Source organism: Actinokineospora enzanensis DSM 44649 (genome assembly GCF_000374445.1).
Taxonomy (GTDB): domain Bacteria; phylum Actinomycetota; class Actinomycetes; order Mycobacteriales; family Pseudonocardiaceae; genus Actinokineospora; species Actinokineospora enzanensis.
Window position 1 is genome coordinate 134,241 of the sequence record NZ_KB894416.1, and the last position, 15,985, is coordinate 150,225.

At 66.0% G+C, this 15,985-nt stretch carries 14 protein-coding genes, 1 tRNA gene and 1 pseudogene; 7 read left to right on the top strand and 9 right to left on the bottom strand.

Features of this window, described 5'->3' with window-relative positions:
- Nucleotides 1-341 precede the first annotated feature (341 nt).
- Entirely contained in the window at nt 342-923 is a 582-nt protein-coding gene (locus C503_RS0118185) for an ANTAR domain-containing response regulator (RefSeq protein WP_018683652.1), read from the bottom strand.
- Between the two features lie 145 nt (nt 924-1,068).
- Here C503_RS0118185 and C503_RS0118190 point away from each other — a divergent pair.
- Nucleotides 1,069-1,142 (top strand) — tRNA-Leu (locus C503_RS0118190).
- A gap of 584 nt (nt 1,143-1,726) precedes the next feature.
- Here C503_RS0118190 and C503_RS48885 read toward each other — a convergent pair.
- Together C503_RS48885 and C503_RS0118200 are read right to left on the bottom strand one after the other, a co-directional pair.
- A pseudogene (locus tag C503_RS48885) lies at nt 1,727-3,064 on the bottom strand (recombinase family protein); the annotation flags it as partial.
- Nucleotides 3,061-3,684: a hypothetical protein gene (locus tag C503_RS0118200; RefSeq protein WP_245572511.1), complete on the bottom strand. Its 624-nt coding sequence runs from the start codon at nt 3,682-3,684 to the stop codon at nt 3,061-3,063. The gene C503_RS0118200 and the pseudogene C503_RS48885, both read right to left, overlap by 4 nt.
- Before the next feature lie 1,001 nt (nt 3,685-4,685).
- On the opposite strand from C503_RS0118200, the gene C503_RS0118205 reads away from it, so the two are divergent.
- Nucleotides 4,686-5,675, top strand: a complete 990-nt coding sequence (locus tag C503_RS0118205) for a 1-aminocyclopropane-1-carboxylate deaminase/D-cysteine desulfhydrase (RefSeq protein ID WP_245572512.1) — start codon at nt 4,686-4,688, stop codon at nt 5,673-5,675.
- Between the two features lie 5 nt (nt 5,676-5,680).
- Here the strand turns inward: C503_RS0118205 and C503_RS47320 are convergent, their stop codons facing one another.
- Nucleotides 5,681-6,706, bottom strand: a complete 1,026-nt coding sequence (locus C503_RS47320; protein WP_211222416.1) for a hypothetical protein — start codon at nt 6,704-6,706, stop codon at nt 5,681-5,683.
- A 176-nt stretch (nt 6,707-6,882) separates the two neighbouring features.
- On the opposite strand from C503_RS47320, the gene C503_RS46030 reads away from it, so the two are divergent.
- The 5 genes from C503_RS46030 (at nt 6,883) to C503_RS0118225 (ending at nt 11,001) form a co-directional block, all read left to right on the top strand.
- Nucleotides 6,883-7,566, top strand: coding sequence for a hypothetical protein (locus C503_RS46030; protein ID WP_156893297.1), 684 nt, complete (start codon nt 6,883-6,885; stop codon nt 7,564-7,566).
- Nucleotides 7,567-7,638: 72 nt separating this feature from the next.
- The gene (locus C503_RS46035; RefSeq protein ID WP_245572513.1) at nt 7,639-7,752 is read left to right on the top strand and encodes an albusnodin family lasso peptide; all 114 of its coding nucleotides are present in this window, start codon (nt 7,639-7,641) and stop codon (nt 7,750-7,752) included.
- A gap of 28 nt (nt 7,753-7,780) precedes the next feature.
- Nucleotides 7,781-9,664, top strand: coding sequence for an albusnodin/ikarugamycin family macrolactam cyclase (locus C503_RS39810; protein WP_245572517.1), 1,884 nt, complete (start codon nt 7,781-7,783; stop codon nt 9,662-9,664).
- 275 nt (nt 9,665-9,939) lie between these two features.
- Nucleotides 9,940-10,383: a lasso peptide biosynthesis B2 protein gene (locus C503_RS47915; RefSeq protein ID WP_281170516.1), complete on the top strand. Its 444-nt coding sequence runs from the start codon at nt 9,940-9,942 to the stop codon at nt 10,381-10,383.
- A gap of 63 nt (nt 10,384-10,446) precedes the next feature.
- Nucleotides 10,447-11,001: a GNAT family N-acetyltransferase gene (locus tag C503_RS0118225; RefSeq protein ID WP_245572519.1), complete on the top strand. Its 555-nt coding sequence runs from the start codon at nt 10,447-10,449 to the stop codon at nt 10,999-11,001.
- A 324-nt stretch (nt 11,002-11,325) separates the two neighbouring features.
- Here C503_RS0118225 and C503_RS0118230 read toward each other — a convergent pair whose 3' ends face one another.
- From C503_RS0118230 to C503_RS39825, 5 genes are read right to left on the bottom strand one after another with little or no spacing between them, the layout of a single operon-like run.
- On the bottom strand, nt 11,326-12,726 hold the full coding sequence (locus C503_RS0118230; protein ID WP_018683659.1) for a site-specific integrase: 1,401 nt from the start codon (nt 12,724-12,726) through the stop codon (nt 11,326-11,328).
- Nucleotides 12,726-12,947 carry a helix-turn-helix transcriptional regulator gene (locus C503_RS39815; protein WP_018683660.1) on the bottom strand — a complete coding sequence of 74 codons (222 nt, stop codon included), beginning with the start codon at nt 12,945-12,947 and terminating at the stop codon, nt 12,726-12,728. The genes C503_RS0118230 and C503_RS39815 overlap by 1 nt, the downstream gene beginning before the upstream one ends.
- On the bottom strand, nt 12,944-14,074 hold the full coding sequence (locus C503_RS0118240; RefSeq protein WP_018683661.1) for a DUF3631 domain-containing protein: 1,131 nt from the start codon (nt 14,072-14,074) through the stop codon (nt 12,944-12,946). The genes C503_RS39815 and C503_RS0118240 overlap by 4 nt, the downstream gene beginning before the upstream one ends.
- The gene (locus C503_RS39820; RefSeq protein ID WP_018683662.1) at nt 14,071-14,982 is read right to left on the bottom strand and encodes a DNA cytosine methyltransferase; all 912 of its coding nucleotides are present in this window, start codon (nt 14,980-14,982) and stop codon (nt 14,071-14,073) included. Before C503_RS39820 ends, C503_RS0118240 begins: the two co-directional genes overlap by 4 nt.
- The gene (locus C503_RS39825) at nt 14,973-15,959 is read right to left on the bottom strand and encodes a bifunctional DNA primase/polymerase (RefSeq protein ID WP_018683663.1); all 987 of its coding nucleotides are present in this window, start codon (nt 15,957-15,959) and stop codon (nt 14,973-14,975) included. Before C503_RS39825 ends, C503_RS39820 begins: the two co-directional genes overlap by 10 nt.
- Between the last annotated feature and the right edge of the window lie 26 nt (nt 15,960-15,985).

Sequence of the window (15,985 nt, forward strand, 5' to 3'; positions counted from 1 at the left end):
GGGCGGGCGGGTGTCCGCAGTCCGGACATCCGGGGCGAACCGCCGGTCTCGACTTCACAACGAGGGGTTACGACAGGTCACCGCTCCGCCTAGGGTGCGGCCGGTCGACCAGGCGAAACGGACCCCGTCCTGCCCGTTTCCGGCTGCCGTGGGGCCGGGCTAGCCGGGCATCCCGGATGACTCTCCGCAACCGCCATTCCGGCGTGGATATTGCCGTCTGAATGGGTGAATATCGACACCGCGGATGGCGGGCGCGGCAGAAGACGACCACTCCGCGTGACTTCCGGACCGGCCAATCGCGATTGACACTTTCGGGCACACATCTCGCCCGTTCAGGTGCCTCAGGTGATCTTCTGCACGACCAGCTCGGCCACGGCCTTCATGGTGGTCCGCTGGTCCATGGCGGTCCGCTGGATCCACCGGAACGCTTCCGGCTCGGACAGCCCCTGGGTGGTCATCAGCAGCCCCTTGGCCCGCTCGATCACCTTCCGGGTCTCCAGCCGCTCGGTCAGCCCGGCCACCTCGTGCTCCAACGCCTGCAGCTCGGCGAACCGACTCACCGCCAGCTCGATCGCGGGCACGAGGTCATGCTTGGCGAACGGCTTCACCAGATACGCCATCGCCCCGGCATCCCGCGCCCGCTCCACCAGCTCCCGCTGCGAGAACGCGGTCAACATGACCACCGGCGCGATCCGCTCCCCCGCGATCCGGGTGGCCGCGTCGATCCCGTCCATCCGCGGCATCTTGACGTCGAGGATCACGAGATCGGGCTTCAGCTCCCCGGCCAACCGCACCGCCTCCTCCCCATCGGCGGCCTCCCCGGCGACCTCGTACCCCTCCTCCCGCAACATCTCGACCAGGTCGAGCCGAATCAACGCCTCGTCCTCGGCCACCAACACACGACGCGCGGCCGGATCGCTCACCGCAACCCTCCCTAGCAGGAAAAAGACGGAGCTTGAAGCCTACCGCCCCACCCCCCGACCCCACCCGCCCAGCACACGTGATCACCCCGACACCGGGAACCTCGATGCACCCGCCAAACCCGATCGCGTAGAATTCCGCCCCGACGCCCCCGTAGCCCAACCGGCAGAGGCAACGGACTCAAAACCCGTCCAGTGTGCGTTCGAATCGCACCGGGGGCACGTACAGCATCCACACAAGCGCCTGAGCCATCCTGGCCAGGCGTTTCGTGTTTGTCGATCATGGTGTTGATGGTCTCGGCGGTGCTGATGATCTCCGGGAGGGTGTCGCCCGGTAGGCGGACGCTGATGGTGACGTGGTCGCCGTCGTCGGTGAGCTTCACGGCCAGGCTGACCGCCTCGAACAGCCGTCGTAGCAACGGTTCCGGTGCTTCGGACAGGTGTCCGGTGAGGTAGGGAAGCGCGTCCAGCAGGTCCACGTCCGCTGTGTCGGGGCGGGCGGGTTGCGCGTCGTCGGCGGCGTCCAGCGCAGTGATGGCGGCTAGGGCTGCGTGGCGTTCGGCTTCCAGGTCGTTGTAGGTGCCCCGCAATGCCCTGGTGAACGGGTCGTCGGGGTCGCCGTCCTGGGCTTGGCGCATGATCGAGTTCTGGCGTCGGGACAGGTCCGCCAGTACCCGCCGCAAGCGGTCCCGTTCGGCGTCTCGCGCTTGCGCTTCCCGGTCATCCACGGTGGACAAGTCAGCCGCCAGGATGGTCCGGCGGTTCGGCCCGAGAACCCTGTCGGCAAAGAACCGCGACACCGCGTCCAACACGGCGTCTTCACGCAGGTAGACGGCTTTCGGATGTCCGGCGTACTTGTCGGGGCGTCCCCGGTTGTTGTTCTTGGGCCAGCACATGTAGTAGGCGGATTGGTGCCGGACGTTGCCGTTCATGCGCCTGCCGCAGTGACAGAACAACAATCCACGGAACACGTAGGTTCGCAACGTCTCTGGGTGAGCGTTGGGTGTGTTGTCATCCCGTGAGCCGCGTCGTGTGGCGCGGCGGGCGTTGAGTTCGTCGTACATCCATTTCGGGATCAACGGCTCATGCGCCGGTTCCAGCGACCACACCCACAACGCCGGATCGTTCACCTTCCCACCCCGAGACCGTGACGCGCGACGGTTGAACACCTGATACCCGGTGTACTTCGGGTTCCGCAGGATCTCGTACACCGACGTCTTGCCCCACGCCCCACGCGCACGCCGCCCACCCGGTGGAGTGGGCGGCGGGTACTTCACGGGATCGGCGTTAAGCCGGTCGGCGATGGTGTCGTACCCGATACCCTCGTGGTGACGCCATAGCGCGATCTGAGTCACCGTCTCACCCAACACGCCATCGGGTTCAAGGCGAGACTTTGTCTGCCCTTTGTCGGCTTTCGTCGGGTTGGGGTGACGGAAGATTTTCGCCTTGTAGCCGTAGGGGGCTTTGCCGATGTTCCACCCCTCCCGCACGTGAGTACAGAGCCCGCCCCACGACTGTTCCAGGGTGTTCAACACCTCATATTCGGCTACCGACTGGTTGATGCGCCGTTGCAGAATCCGCTGCGCACGACTTCCCGTGAGCGTGATGGGTTCGTTGGCCGCGAACAGCGGCACGCCCGCGTTCTCCAATTCACGCTCGATCGACAGACCCTCGAACGTGCGGCGGGCCACCCGGGAGACGCTTTCGCAGATCACCACGTCGAAGCGTCGCCCGGGGTGCGCCGCTTCGGCCAGCAGGTCCGCGACACCGCCGTCACGTGGGATGGGGATGTCGTACTTCTCGTAGTTCGCGCGCTGCCCGCGCGCGTCCAGTTCAAGCCGCCCAGACTCGACGTCGTAGAAGTGGGCGACGATGACCCATGATTCCGGGATCGCCGTGCGACTGTTGCCCAGTTGCCGTATGGCCGACTGGCGCGGGTCTTGCTGGTCATCGGTCGAGGTCCGCCCGAGCCACGCGACCCGGATTTCATCGCGCATGAGCGCCAACGGCGCACCCAACGGCGACACCGCGTAGTCCGACAGGCCGGACGGTCCGGAGACCGGCACGGACGCCGCCAGCGACACCGCCCGTCTCGTCAAGCCGGGGGCGGGCGGGTTGACCGTCGAATCGTCTGGTCGACTCATCCAGCGTCCCTTTCGTTGGAGGATTGCCGCTTGGCGGCCCACTTCAGCAAATCGAGCACGGCAGCGGCAAGGTCGCCGCGAATACGTTCAGCCTCACCGCCGACAACATGGGTCACATGCCCGGTATAGGTCCGGTCATGCTTTCCCCTACGCCTTTCATGATACCGCCATAGACCCCCATCGGTCACGTCTTCCGCGCCGTCGGCTCGTGGCCTATTCAGCGAAACGACAGCGGGATTCGCGACTTTGGGTATCGGGATGGACTTGCCGCCGGAAAGATCGAATACGGCGTCTTGCCGCGACGCGCGGCCCAGCTCCAGCGCCGCGTCCAGGGTGGACACAACGACGGACACGTCCAGGAAGATCCGTCCGGTATCCGGGTCGTTCCATCCACCGAGCACCCGACCGGGCAGCGCGGCGGCGCGATCCTTGTCCGCCAGGTAGCGGACAAGGTCATCGGCGGTCACCGGCCGGTCGTAGATCCTCTCCCAGTACGGATCAACCGACACCGCGTAGCCCTCGACCACGTCGGCCCCGGTAACCAGGTCGATGGTGAAGCCACCGTCGGACACGGTCAGAGCGGCCGCCAGCGCCGCCAGGCGGGCCGGTGGCAGCGCCAACGGCGGCAGCGGTGGTCCGACAGCCTCACTCGGCCCGGGGATGTGCGGCGTGGGCGCCATGGGGCGCGAGGTGGGTTCATCATCTAACAACGGGGCGTCCTCCTGCTCTCTGACCTGGACACCCCTTAACTCCAAAAATAACACCGTTTGGGGACACGGTGATCTATAACGAATTGGTAAAGTCGGAACTCTCGCGCCCCGCCCGGCGGCCGAATCCACCCGGCACTACTCGCTTAGGTGGCCGAGTTGGCCGACGCTTGGGAGGACCTCATGGGCGGCCCTTCCAGGGGAAACTCGACCTCATGGGTCCCCCCGCCTAATGGGAGGATTGACGGGGGGATGGATGGGAGCGGGAGCCAGCCGAGGGGTTGCCGCATCGCGTCCAGCAGACCGCCTCGCCCCGCCACGAATGGGCGTCAACTGAAGTTTTGCCTATGAGTCTGGGATACCACCGGAGCCCCCTACACCACCCTTGAACAGGGGTTATGCGACCTCGTGGGGGATCCGCTCTAAGCGGACCCCCGATTGGATCCCCGGTCGGACCCCCGGTCGGATCCCCCAACGGCACTGGTACCAATGTCTACATTGGACACGCTTTGCGGACCTGGAACAAGATCGCCGATGCCCGCTAGGATCTGGCCTCCGACCTGCAATGCTAGTAGGTCGCTAGTAGCTCTCGGAAGTCCGCAACCGTTCCCCGCTAGATCAAACGCCCGTCGCAAGCGGACTAGATGGCGCCAGTTGACGCCCAGGCTCCACCCGAGACACCTCAACGCGCGTCCGGCCCGCGCCAGGGAGCCGCCGACGCGCGAGATCGAGCATCGTTTCTCGAACTAGTGACCGCTTCCGAATAGACCAACGCCGCCGCCCGGGCGACCCAACGATGCTGACACACTCACATACGAGATCACAAGTCAAGTAGAGGTCGAGTGACTTTCATCATAGTGCGTCCAATGCGTGTCCCTGGGCGCAACGAACACACCAGGTGACACTTCAACGCAATGGGTGATGTCACTAGCTCGCGTCGCCGACCTGGGCTGATCGCCAGCCTGGCGATCAGCCGCACGGCAGGAGCGCCCCGCGCCTATGCTGGTCGTGTGGTCATGCGCGAGCCGGAAACGTGGAGAACCGTGGTCGACCTACCTTCTCCGTTGGTCGATTTGAAAGACGAGCGCATCGCCGAGTTTGGCGTGCAAGTGTACGTGAAACGCGATGACCTTATTCACCCGGAGATGTCGGGCAACAAGTCGCGCAAGCTCAAATACAACCTTTCGGCCGCGCGCGATTCCGGATGTTCGACTCTGCTTACATTCGGCGGAGCATTTTCCAATCATATTCGAGCCACGGCCGCGGCGGGCCACTATTTCGGGTTTGAAACGATTGGCATTATTCGCGGAGAAGAGCATCTTCCCCTCAACGACTCACTAGCCTATGCGGCACATCGCGGTATGCGAATCGAGTACATGGATCGTGAAACTTACCGACAAAAGGGCCACCCGGACGTGATTGCCGAATTGATTGCAGAGTTCGGCCCGTGTTACCTGCTTCCGGAAGGTGGTAGCAATGTCCTTGCCCTTCGCGGATGCGCCGAGTTGCCTGGCGAGATAGAAATGGACTTCGACGTCATTTGCTGTGCTTGCGGTACCGGAGGCACCCTGGCGGGTATTGCCGCCGGGCTGCAAAGCGATCAGCAACATGCCCTAGGATTTGCCGTCCTCAAGGGTGGCTCGTTCCTGGACGACGAAGTGCGCAGATTGCAGCTTGAAGCATTCGAGACAACGACTGAAAACTGGTCTCTTGAATACGACTTCCACTTTGGCGGATACGCCAAGAAGCAGCCCGCACTCACGGCCTTTATCGAGGATTTCGAGATGCGCCACGGCATAACGTTGGACTGGGTGTACGAAGCCAAGATGATGTACGGCTTGTTCACGCGCATCACACAGGGCGCATTTGCTCCCGGCACATCCGTTGTTGCTGTCCTGAGTTGAATCGCTCAAGCTTTGTCGTAGTAGGCGCGCTGCGCATTCTTTGAAATCTGCGCCTCACACCAAGTCAATTCCCATTCGCCGCTGTTGATGGAAAAGTCTTTGCCGAAACCGAGCCACATCCCTCTCATGTGACGCCCGCCGGGATCGACAACCATTTGTAGCGTGCCATGGTAAGTCGCGCCCTTGTAGTAGCCGGTCGGCGAAGTTTGCTCTCGCCACGTGCCAGTCGCTACGGCCCTCTCTACAGATAGTTCGAGGCGGAGGCGAGAGCCAACCGAATGCTGCACACTTTGGCCGATCAGTCGCGCTTCATGTTGACGAAGCACGACGTAGTGTTCACCGACAAATGTCTTTCCACGCCCACTGCTTGGGTAGACGTACCTGCTGTGCCAGATACCCGTAAGCTCATCATTCGTTTGTGCGAACTCGTGCCGGTTCCTGGCCGCAGTGTCGTCATCGAGTACAGGGCTTGCGGACGCGAGCGATAGTGCTGCACTCAACTTCAACAGGAGAGCGCGGCGGCTTACGTCCGCTCCCCCGGAGCGCACCCAAGATGCGACGGTCGTAGCCATCTCCGACACATCGACGTAGTCCAGTTGGGTAACAAAGTCGCGCATGGCGTTCGCCGCGTCACCGCGATCCAGAATCCGTAAATGGCGAGCGGCCCGGTAGGCGTCGTCTGCTTCCCTGTGATCCACGCCATCGATAAGCAGGTCGGCTATACGGCACTCGTACAGTTCGGCTAGCCTGTTGAGCACGTCAAGCGACGGCGAATGACCGGTGTCGGCTGGCCACAGTTCCCAATATGAGAAGTTCTTGAGCGTCTTGGGTTCTGCTGGCCAACGCGCGTTCCAATGTTCGGCGGCATCCCGCTGACTCCACCCACGCGCAAGCCGCAGTGCCACGCGCATATTGACCTGGTAGCGCCTCGTGAACACATCGGCGACCTCTACCCAGGTCTTGGATTGCGCCCTAAGCTCCGCCGATAGTTGGCGCTGTTCCTGGCGCACGCTGCGGGTCACAGATGGCATCCGGCGCTCCTTACTCGGCGTATCTGGGCGGACCGTAACTCATCTACAGTCTGCCGCAGAGATTCCCCGTTGAACAGGGAGGTCTTGTCCCACAAGATCACGGTCCAGCGGGGTGGTTTAGCGCCTTGACCTGCTGTTTCCTTGGACCAGCGCCCACGCCAGCGACCGCGAACCCCATGCGGGTCGAGCTGGCCGTCAACCCGGGCCATCGAGGAGAGGCGGAACCCGTGACAACTGCGCTGGCCAAACATGCACCGTGCGACCGCGAGAGCGGCAGGAACGCTCTTGGAACGGCCCTCGCCTTCGCGGACAACGGTTTCCCTGTCCTTCCTGGTTCGACCTTCAACGGGCGGCGGTTCGTGGTCGAGGGGAAGCGAATCACGAACGGAATCCGGCCGATCGAGCCGCGCAACAAGGCGACAACAGATCGAGTGACCATCATGGACTGGTGGTCTGGAGAGGGTGCCCTCAAGCCGACGGTGTTCCTCCGCTCGGGGCTGGTGTTCGACGCGATCACAGCCCCGCTCGATCTCGCCGAAGCCTGCATCAAGGCCCCGGAGTTTCTTGACGACCCCGGCCCGGTCGTCTACCGGCCGGATGAGGGGCTGGCGTACTTCATGGTGACGTTGGGGACGATGCCCCGCTACGGCTTCGGTCGAAATGCCGCGACCGTTCGCCTGCTGCTGTCCGGGGCCGTCGTGCTCGTTCCTCCGGCTGCGGTTGGCGTCGACTCTCACGCGCGCTGGCTGGTCTTCCCCGAGATGACGCGGTGGAAGCTCGCGAAGTTCGACACGGTTGCGCGTCTGCTGGCGCACACCGTGATCGAAACCAAGACCCGCCCCGTCGCTGGCCACGAATAGGCGGCGAGGCGTCGCAAGGGTGCGGCCCCTTGGCCGCCAAGACAAGGAAGGCAGGAAACGATGCAGGACAACATGGCAACTCCCATGGAGCCCATCGGCCCGTTGCTGGACCTCGGTGACGCCGCCGAACTGACCCTGGGGGTCGGCCGCTCGACCAACGAGGACAAGCGCTACATCTACAACTAGTCCGCTCGCCCTGGTGCCCGCCTCCGCCGTGAGGCGGGCACCGCTCGCCCGGTCAATCAAAGAAGGGAGGGGCATTCAGTTGTTGCGGTTCGGAGGATTCAGGGGCACGTCCCGCGCGGCGCAAGTACCTGCCAACAGTCAGCTTCTGTGGCAAGCCGATACCGCGTGCTGGCTGGACGGGCCGTGGCGGGCACACGAGGTACGCCGGACGCTGGCCGGACGCCGCCGCATCGCCGTGATCGGACCGTGCGGCATCCCCGACGGCGAACTAGCCCGACTGGCGACACACGGCGTTCCCGATGACGTGGCGTGGCGCTGGCCCGGTAGCTACACCGTTGTAGCCGCAGACGATCACGAAACGACGATATGGACCGACGTTGGTGGAGCCTGGCCGATCTACACTACGTGGGCCGACGGTGGGATGCATTGGTCGTCCAGTGCCCGTGCCTTAGCCAGTCTCAAAGGTAGTCGGGTCGATGTTGACCGGCTTGCCGCGTGGCTCATCGCTCCGGGTGTGCCTACCCTCTGGGGTGTCCGGTCCGCGTTCGCCGATGTGTCACTGTTGCCACCCGGCTATCGGGTGACCTTGACCGCGAATGGTTCAGTTGACCGCCAGCCAGTATGGAGACCCCAACCACGCGCCGGTGACCACCTCGCACGGTTGCGGGCCGAACTGTCGTCGGCCGTTGCGGTCCGTGTGGACGCTGCCGCATCACCGACCGCCGATCTGTCCGGAGGACTCGACTCAACCAGTCTCGTTGTGCTGGCGGCTGAACGACTGGCCCCCGAGCGGTCAATCACCGGCGTCACCCTGCACCCGAGAGGGAACACCACCGACGGGGATGCGAGGTACGCCCGCGAGGCTGGCGGCACACCGGGTGTGTACCACCGCTGGCTGTCACTCGGTTCCGAGCACATGCCTTACAGCCTGCTTGACGTTCCGGCCACCGACGAACCTGCACCATCGACCATCGGCTACGCGTCGTTCTCCGCTCGGCTCGGCTGGTTGCGAGACCAGGCCAAGACGGATTCCCATATGACCGGGGACGGCGGAGACGGCTTGCTGTGCACTCCGGCGTTGTTCCTGGCAGATCTGATCCGCGCACGTCGATATGGCAGGGCGACGGTCGAGACGATGCGGTGGGCGCGTTTGAACCGCCGTTCGGTGTCTCCGCTGCTGCGGTCAGCGCGGCGGGTCGCTCGAACGACTCCTGCCAGTGCACTGGACGCGTGGGCGAATGCGTTGTCCGCCATAGGGCAGAGCGCGCCTACCGTCAAGCTGGGGCACGGTGACGTGGCGTGGTTTCCGCCCGTCTCCCCACCGCCATGGGCAACGGACTCGCTGTGGGAACGCGTCGCCATGGCGGCGGCTGCGGTACCCGGTAGTGATGACACAAGAGAGTGGCCGGACTGGACCACCCGTCGGCTAGCCGAAGTCATGGCCGACACCGGGCGGACAGCCCGCGCGGACGTGGACATCGCCGCGCACGCTGGCGTACCTCTGCACAATCCGTTCCTTGACTCCCGGCTCCTCGACGCCTGTCTGTCGATGCCAACGGATGAGCGTCCAGGCCCGTCCGATTACAAGCCGGTATTGCGGCGTGCCCTAGCGGACCTGCTGCCGGAGTCGATCGCCGGTCGCGTCTCGAAAGGGGATCAGACGGCCGACTACTACCAGGGTTTGAGAGCCAACAGAGCGGCTATTGAGGACATGGCCCATGGACGACTGGCCGCGTTGGGACTAGTGGACCCGACGATGGTTCGCCAACTGGTCACGCGGGCCGCCACCGGTATGCCCGACGCGTACGGCATGGTCGAACCGTTTGTCTCGGCTGAGGTCTGGTTATGTGCGGTCGAGTCGGCACCGGTCACACCGTGGAAGATGGTTCGCGCTGAACAGGGGGTGTCCTGATCTTGGGGTACGTCACGACTCACGAACATGTGTCGACGGTTGACCTGGGTCCCGCGACCGTCCTTGTGGACTACCGAACCGGAGGGGTCAAGGTTCTATCCGGGCCGTCCGCCCGGTGGTGGACCGAACTGGCCACCACCGGGGACACCGCTACCCCGACCGCGTTGGACGAGCCGTCCGCGCAAGCGCTAACAGGCCAACTCCAAGCGGCCGGTCTGCTGATCACCGGCGAGAGTCCCCGGCCCTGGCCGGTACCCACGACCGGGCGTCCGATCGTGCCGAGTTGGGGCACACAGGAAGTCCAAGCCGGGCGCACGCCGATTCCCCCGGTCAGGTATCGGGCGCTTCCCCTGGCGGCTCTGGCACTGGCCGGCGTGCTGACAGTTGCCCACACCGGCCCGGCCCGGACACGCATGGCCCGGCTGACACGGTTGATCCGGTGGGCGACTCTCCGAACGGTCCGCCCCGCCATGATCGAACGAGCGTTAGAGGCCATCCACGCGATACGACGGGTCGGGATGCTGGCGCCCGGCCGCGTGGCCTGCCTCGAAGAATCGTCCGCCGTCGTACTCATGCTGGCCGCGTACCGCCAACGGGTGACCTGGTGTCACGGCGTCGCAGCCGACCCGATACGCCTGCACGCATGGGTGGAGACTGACGGACAGCCGATAGCCGAACCGGCATCCACGTCGCGATACACACCGCTTCGCACCATCTAGCACCGCACGAAGGAGAAGACCATCAGCAACGAACCCACTGTCCGGCCCGATCCGATTCTGTGGCTGCGGGGAGAACGCGCCGCACTCGGACCGTTCGAGCGCGACCTAGTACCGGACTACTGGCGCTGGGAGAGCGAACCCCGCGTCCTGGTCGGCTACGGCCAACACAACGCCGAGACGGTGCAGACCCGGGCGGACGTGTTCGACGGTCAGTCCCGATCGGGGAACCCGTACTTCACGATCTACGACGTGACCGGCGACGCCCCGACACCGGTCGGCATCAGCCTGATCCTGGTCGACAACCGGACCCACACCGGCGAATTGATCATCACACTGGGAGCGGAGGGACGCGGCAAGCGGCTGGGGGCCGAAGCAACCCGGCTGACCGTCGACTACGGCTTCCACATCACGAACCTCCGCAACATCTGGCTATCCGTACTGGCACCGAACACGGCGGGAATCCGCGCCTACGAGCAGGCAGGCTTCAAGACGATCGGCCGCCGCCGCAACTCCGGACACTGGCTAGGGGAGATCGTCGACCACGTCTTCATGGACACGATCCCGGACGACTTCCCCGGCACGTCTGTGGTTAAGAGCATGATCGAATCAACCTCGTAGGCCCTCTCCGGGGCGCGCGCCGCAGTACGTAGCCAGGCCCCGCAAGACACGAGGACGCCCACCGGGGTCGCAACCCGGCGGGCGTCCTCGTGTCTTGTGGGCGATCCTCAGCCCGTCCTACGGCGGCGGCGCATGACCCCCAACGTGGCAGAAACGTGCAGCTCACGACGGGTACGGGTTCGTGTGGATGCTGTACGAGCCTGCCCGGGGGCACTCCCATGACATCGCGAAACGGGCCCTGACCAGCGTGAAAGCTGGCAGGGCCCGTTCGCTGCCTATCCGGCTATGTTCGGCTGAAACCGGGGGTGTACGGCTGGTTTCTCCCTATACGCTCCCTGGAACCAGCTCCCGATAGGCCTCGTCGATGCGGCTGCGCGCCATGTCCTCCATCCCCACGATGACCTGCGCGTAGATCTGCAACAGCACCCACACCGAGTGCCCCACCCACTCCGCGATCTGCCGTGGCGGCACGCCTGCCATCAGGCACGTGGACACGAACGCGTGCCGCAGGTCGTAGGGCCGCTTGGCCAACGGAGACCGGTACTCCTCCTCGGTCAACGCGACTTTCCGGGCCTTGTCGTAGACCCGCGCGATGGTCGACTCCGCCACCTGCCCGCCGTCGAGCCCGCGGAAGAGCCTGCCGTCGCCCGCATACCCGAACCGCTCGACGTGCTCGTTGAGGATCCCGGTCAACACCGGCGGCGACTGCGCCACCCGAACCTCGTGCGCCGCGCGATGCTTGAGATGGCGCCGGTCCCTGCGCTCCCCCGTGTCGGTCCAGGCGGCCCCCGCGATGGGCGCGGTGTCGGACAGCAGAAGCTCACCCCACCCTTCCTTCGGCAAGGCACGCAACTCCTTGCGCCCCAGCATCGCGGCCTCCGCCGGACGCAACCCGGCGTAGTACATCGACGCGAAATACGCGCGCAACATCGGCCCCGAGGACCGGCGCGGCTGGCCCTCCACCTTCTGCGCGGCGACCGCGTCCAGCAAGGCCACGGCTTGACGCGGGTTGACGACCACGCGCTTGTCGATCGCCTTCACGGTCTTGGGGATCTGCCATTTGACCTCGCCCAGCCGGTTCACAGACAGCGCTTTCAGCTCCACCGCGTACTCCAGCGTGTTGTGGAAACCCGCCCGTTTCCGCGTCACCGTCTTGGCGGCGGCATGACCACCGTCCATCTTGAGAGCCAGAGCGTCCAACGCCTTCCTCAGGAACGCGACATCCTCCAACTCGGACACCTTGACCGTGTTGGCCGCCAGCCACGCCAATGTCCGCTCGACCTCCGGTGGCTTGTCGGTGTCCCTGCGGATGACGTTGTAGGCCCAACCGGTCAGCGCGGTCCGCATCGCTTTCACATCCGGTCTCCCCCGGTCGCCGCTGAGCATGGCGGGCATGACGGTCGCGAGCATGTCCGCCACCCCGGCCCGGGACTTGGCAGCCGCCCGTGGCCACTTCATGTCCACATACTTGATGGACAGCTCATACCAGCTCAACGACGACCGTGTACGGGCCATCGAGACCGGCAGACCGGACTCGGTGTCGAACGCTTCACCCTTGCGCGTGGCCGCGACCAGATCGGACCGGAACCCGTCCGCGAGCGCGCGGGTGTGGAAGGTGTCCCGGAACATCCTGCCATCGACAGTCCAGGCGACCCGGTAGCTGACACCCTTCACCAGCTTCCGGGCCTCGATCGCCCAGACGCCGACCTTGTAGGACCCTGGCATCAGGCGGGCTCCCCGTCGTCGAGGGACTCGAACCAGGACTCGTAGTCGGCCACCAGGATGCATATCCGCCCGTTGGGCAGACGCCGGCAGCGAGGTGCTCGTTTCTTGGCACGCCATTCATAGAACGTCGACCGGCGGATCTTCAACGCAGCGCACACCTCGTCGATCGAGTAGTTCGGTGGGATGACCGGAGCGGTGTTCTTGGTGTTCTTCCTGGTCATGCGACATCACCTTCGACTGGTTCGGCGGAGTGGAGTTGGAACACAGCTCCCGATGTGGGGGACGATTTCTTCGGGGCGTCTTTCGGGTTGGAGCAGTAGCGGTGCCAGGAGTCGGTGAAATGGACCCGTTTGTATCCTTTCGCTTGGCTGCCGTCGGGAAACCGGATCGTGGTGGAGCGGATGCCGTACTCGCGGAGGTAGTCGGCGAGTTTGGCGGGCGTGAGCCCGGCGGGGCCGTGGGCGGCCCAGGGTGATTCCGGGTCGCGTTTGAGCCGGTCGAGCAGTGCGGCGGTGGCGATCGCGGAGTCCTCGGCGAACACGGCGCGGCAGTCGGTCAGCAGCCGTACCCCGAGGGACTGCTCTTGGTCGTCGTGGTCGGCGGTGAGCGCGAGAACGGCTTTCCGGGCCCGCTCGGGCCAGTCGCCGCCGGCGTGGTCGGCGACGATGATCAGCGGTTCCCAGGTGTCGGCCGCGCGGTCTTCCACCGGCATGTCGGGCACGGCCGATTCGAGGGCGTCGAGATCGGCGCGCAGCCACCGGTCGAGGCCGTGTGCGAGTTCCCGTAGTTGCGGCCGGTCCCGGCGGTGCCGGAACGGCGCGGCGTCCTCATCGGCGAGGCGGCGGCGCATGCGGACGATGACGGCGCGGTCCTCGATCGTGCCGGGCATCGCGCCGATCCCGGCGAGCGCGGCCATGGCGAAGGTGGGCAGCGACTCGACCTGTTTGGCTTCGGCGTTGTAGCGCTTGATCGGCCTGTTGCGTTGGTGGCCGGCGTTGAGCAGCCCGCGCAGGTCCTCGTGCTGGGCGGCCTTCGGCCCGAAGATCGTGTCGGCTTCGTCGACCAGCAGGGTGGGCGGGTCGTCGGTGACCGACCGGTAGATGGCCGACGTGCTGGAATTGACGGTGATGAACGGGTCATGCGCGAGTGCCTCGATCAGGTCCAGCAGCCGGGACTTGCCGCAGCGTTTCTCCGGGGCCCGGATCACCAGCCTGGGCGCGTGCGCCCACGCGGGCTGGGCGTGGGTCGCGGCGATCCACAGCGTGATCGCGTCCGCTGTCTCCCTGGTGGGAAGTACGACGTAGCGGGCCAGAGCGGAGTGAACGGCGTTGAGCAACTCGGCGGTCATGACGCTGCCTCCGCATCGCGGGAACGGGTGTTGGTGCCCTGGCGGGCCCGGTAGGCGGCTTGGCGGCAGGCGGGCGAGCAGTGGCGGGGCCACCGGCCGGTGGCCGGTCGGGTCAGCGGGGCGCCGCACCGGCAGGCGCGGGTGGTGACGGAATCCCTGAGCTCACCGGTGACGGTAGCGACCAGGGCAGTTCCGTCACCGGGACCGTCGGTGGGCTCAGTGGTTGCGTCACCGGCGGCCGGGCCGAGGTGGCCGATAAGTTGGGTTCCCAGCCAGAAGGTGTAGGCGGGCGGGATGGCCTGTGTCAGGGCGGGCCAGGGCATCCAGTCGATGCCCATCGCGGTCCGCGCCTTCTCCGCGTCGGCGGTTCCGGTGCTGGTGCGTTGCCCGTGGGTTCCGTAGACCGGTACTGCCGGTTCGGGCCGGTCGTGGTGGCAGTCGGTGCCGCGTAGCGGCAGGTTGGACTCGAACAGCCGGTGTCTGCGCACCCCGAGACGGAGGGTGTCCCCGCAGAGGGTCACCGGGTCGATCAGCGGCGCACCGACGACGTTTTCGATCACATAGGCTCGCGCGTCACCGACGGCGACCGCAGCCTGTAGACGGTCCCGGATCGGGCCGACCAGGTCGGCGTGGTCGGCGCGCCTGCGTGCGGGCGTCACGCAGGAGAACGCTTGGCAGGGTGGTGACGCGGCGATCACGTCGAACCCGGACAGGTCCACGGTCAACGCGTCGGCCTGGATGAACGGGAACGGGTAGTGCGGCTGGGGTTCGATGTCCACCCCGGTCACCGCGAACCCCGCCGCGTGGTACCCGGCGGATGCCCCGCCCGCCTTGCAGAACAAGTCCAGCAGCCGCCACCGTCGGTGGCGAATCCCGGTCGACGGTCGACGCCCTTGCGTCACGCGCATGCCGCGCCTCGCCGTCCGGCCGGGTCGGTGGGGGTGATCCGTCGCGGGTGGGTCGCTCCGGCGCGCAGGCCGTTGGTGATGGTGCGGAGCACTTTGGACTCGGTGCAGTCGCACCGGTCGCTGATCATGTGGGCGGCGGCGGTATGCAGGTGGTGTTGGGCTGTAGCCGAGGGGAGCACGCCCGCGCCGACCAGTTGCCCGAGCGCCACCGCCGCGACGAACAGGGTTTTGTCGTGGGTGCCGGGTTGCGCGGCGGCCACTCGGTCGCGTTCTCCGTCGAGCGCGGCGGTGACGTAGGCGGGCATCCGGTCGGGCGGGGCGGTGACCGGGGTGGGGGCGATCGTGCGGGGTGTCGGGGTCAGCTTGCGGCGCAGCCACTCGGGCAACGGCGCGATCGGCGCGTCACACACGACCCGGTACACCCCGGCGGCGGTCACCGACCCGGCGGCGACGACGTGGCCGCCGTGCGCGCGGGTGTCGATCTTCCAGCCCAGGCCGTTGCCGGTGTCGCCCTCGGTGTTGCGCAGCTCGATCCCGGCGGGGGCACGGAAGTACAGGTGCTTGCCCTGACTCGGGGTGGCCACGGTGAAGGTCTCCGGCCAGGGCTGCCCGGCTTCCTCGCACAGCAACACGAACACGTCGTGACCGTCGCGCACCCCCTCCCGGTTCCAGCGTGCGGGAGGGGTCTCGCCACCGAACTTGGTCCTGTCCAGGTCGACCACCACCAGGCCGCTGGGGCCGGTGGCGATCCCGATGTTGTAGGGCCCGGCAGCCCAGCAACGTGTGATCACCGCCGGGTCGGTGGTGGCACGCTGCTCCGGCTTGGCGTGCCCGCCCGCGCACGCCCCGGTTCCTGGGCAGCGGGATTCCAGGTGCAGGGCGGGGCGTTTGCTGCCCGGGCGCAGCGGGAAGACGCGGAAACCCATCCGGGCCGCGTCGAGCGCGTGCTGCGGCAGCATGTCCTCGAAGTGGTTCATCACGGTGCCCTTCTCGATCCGGAATG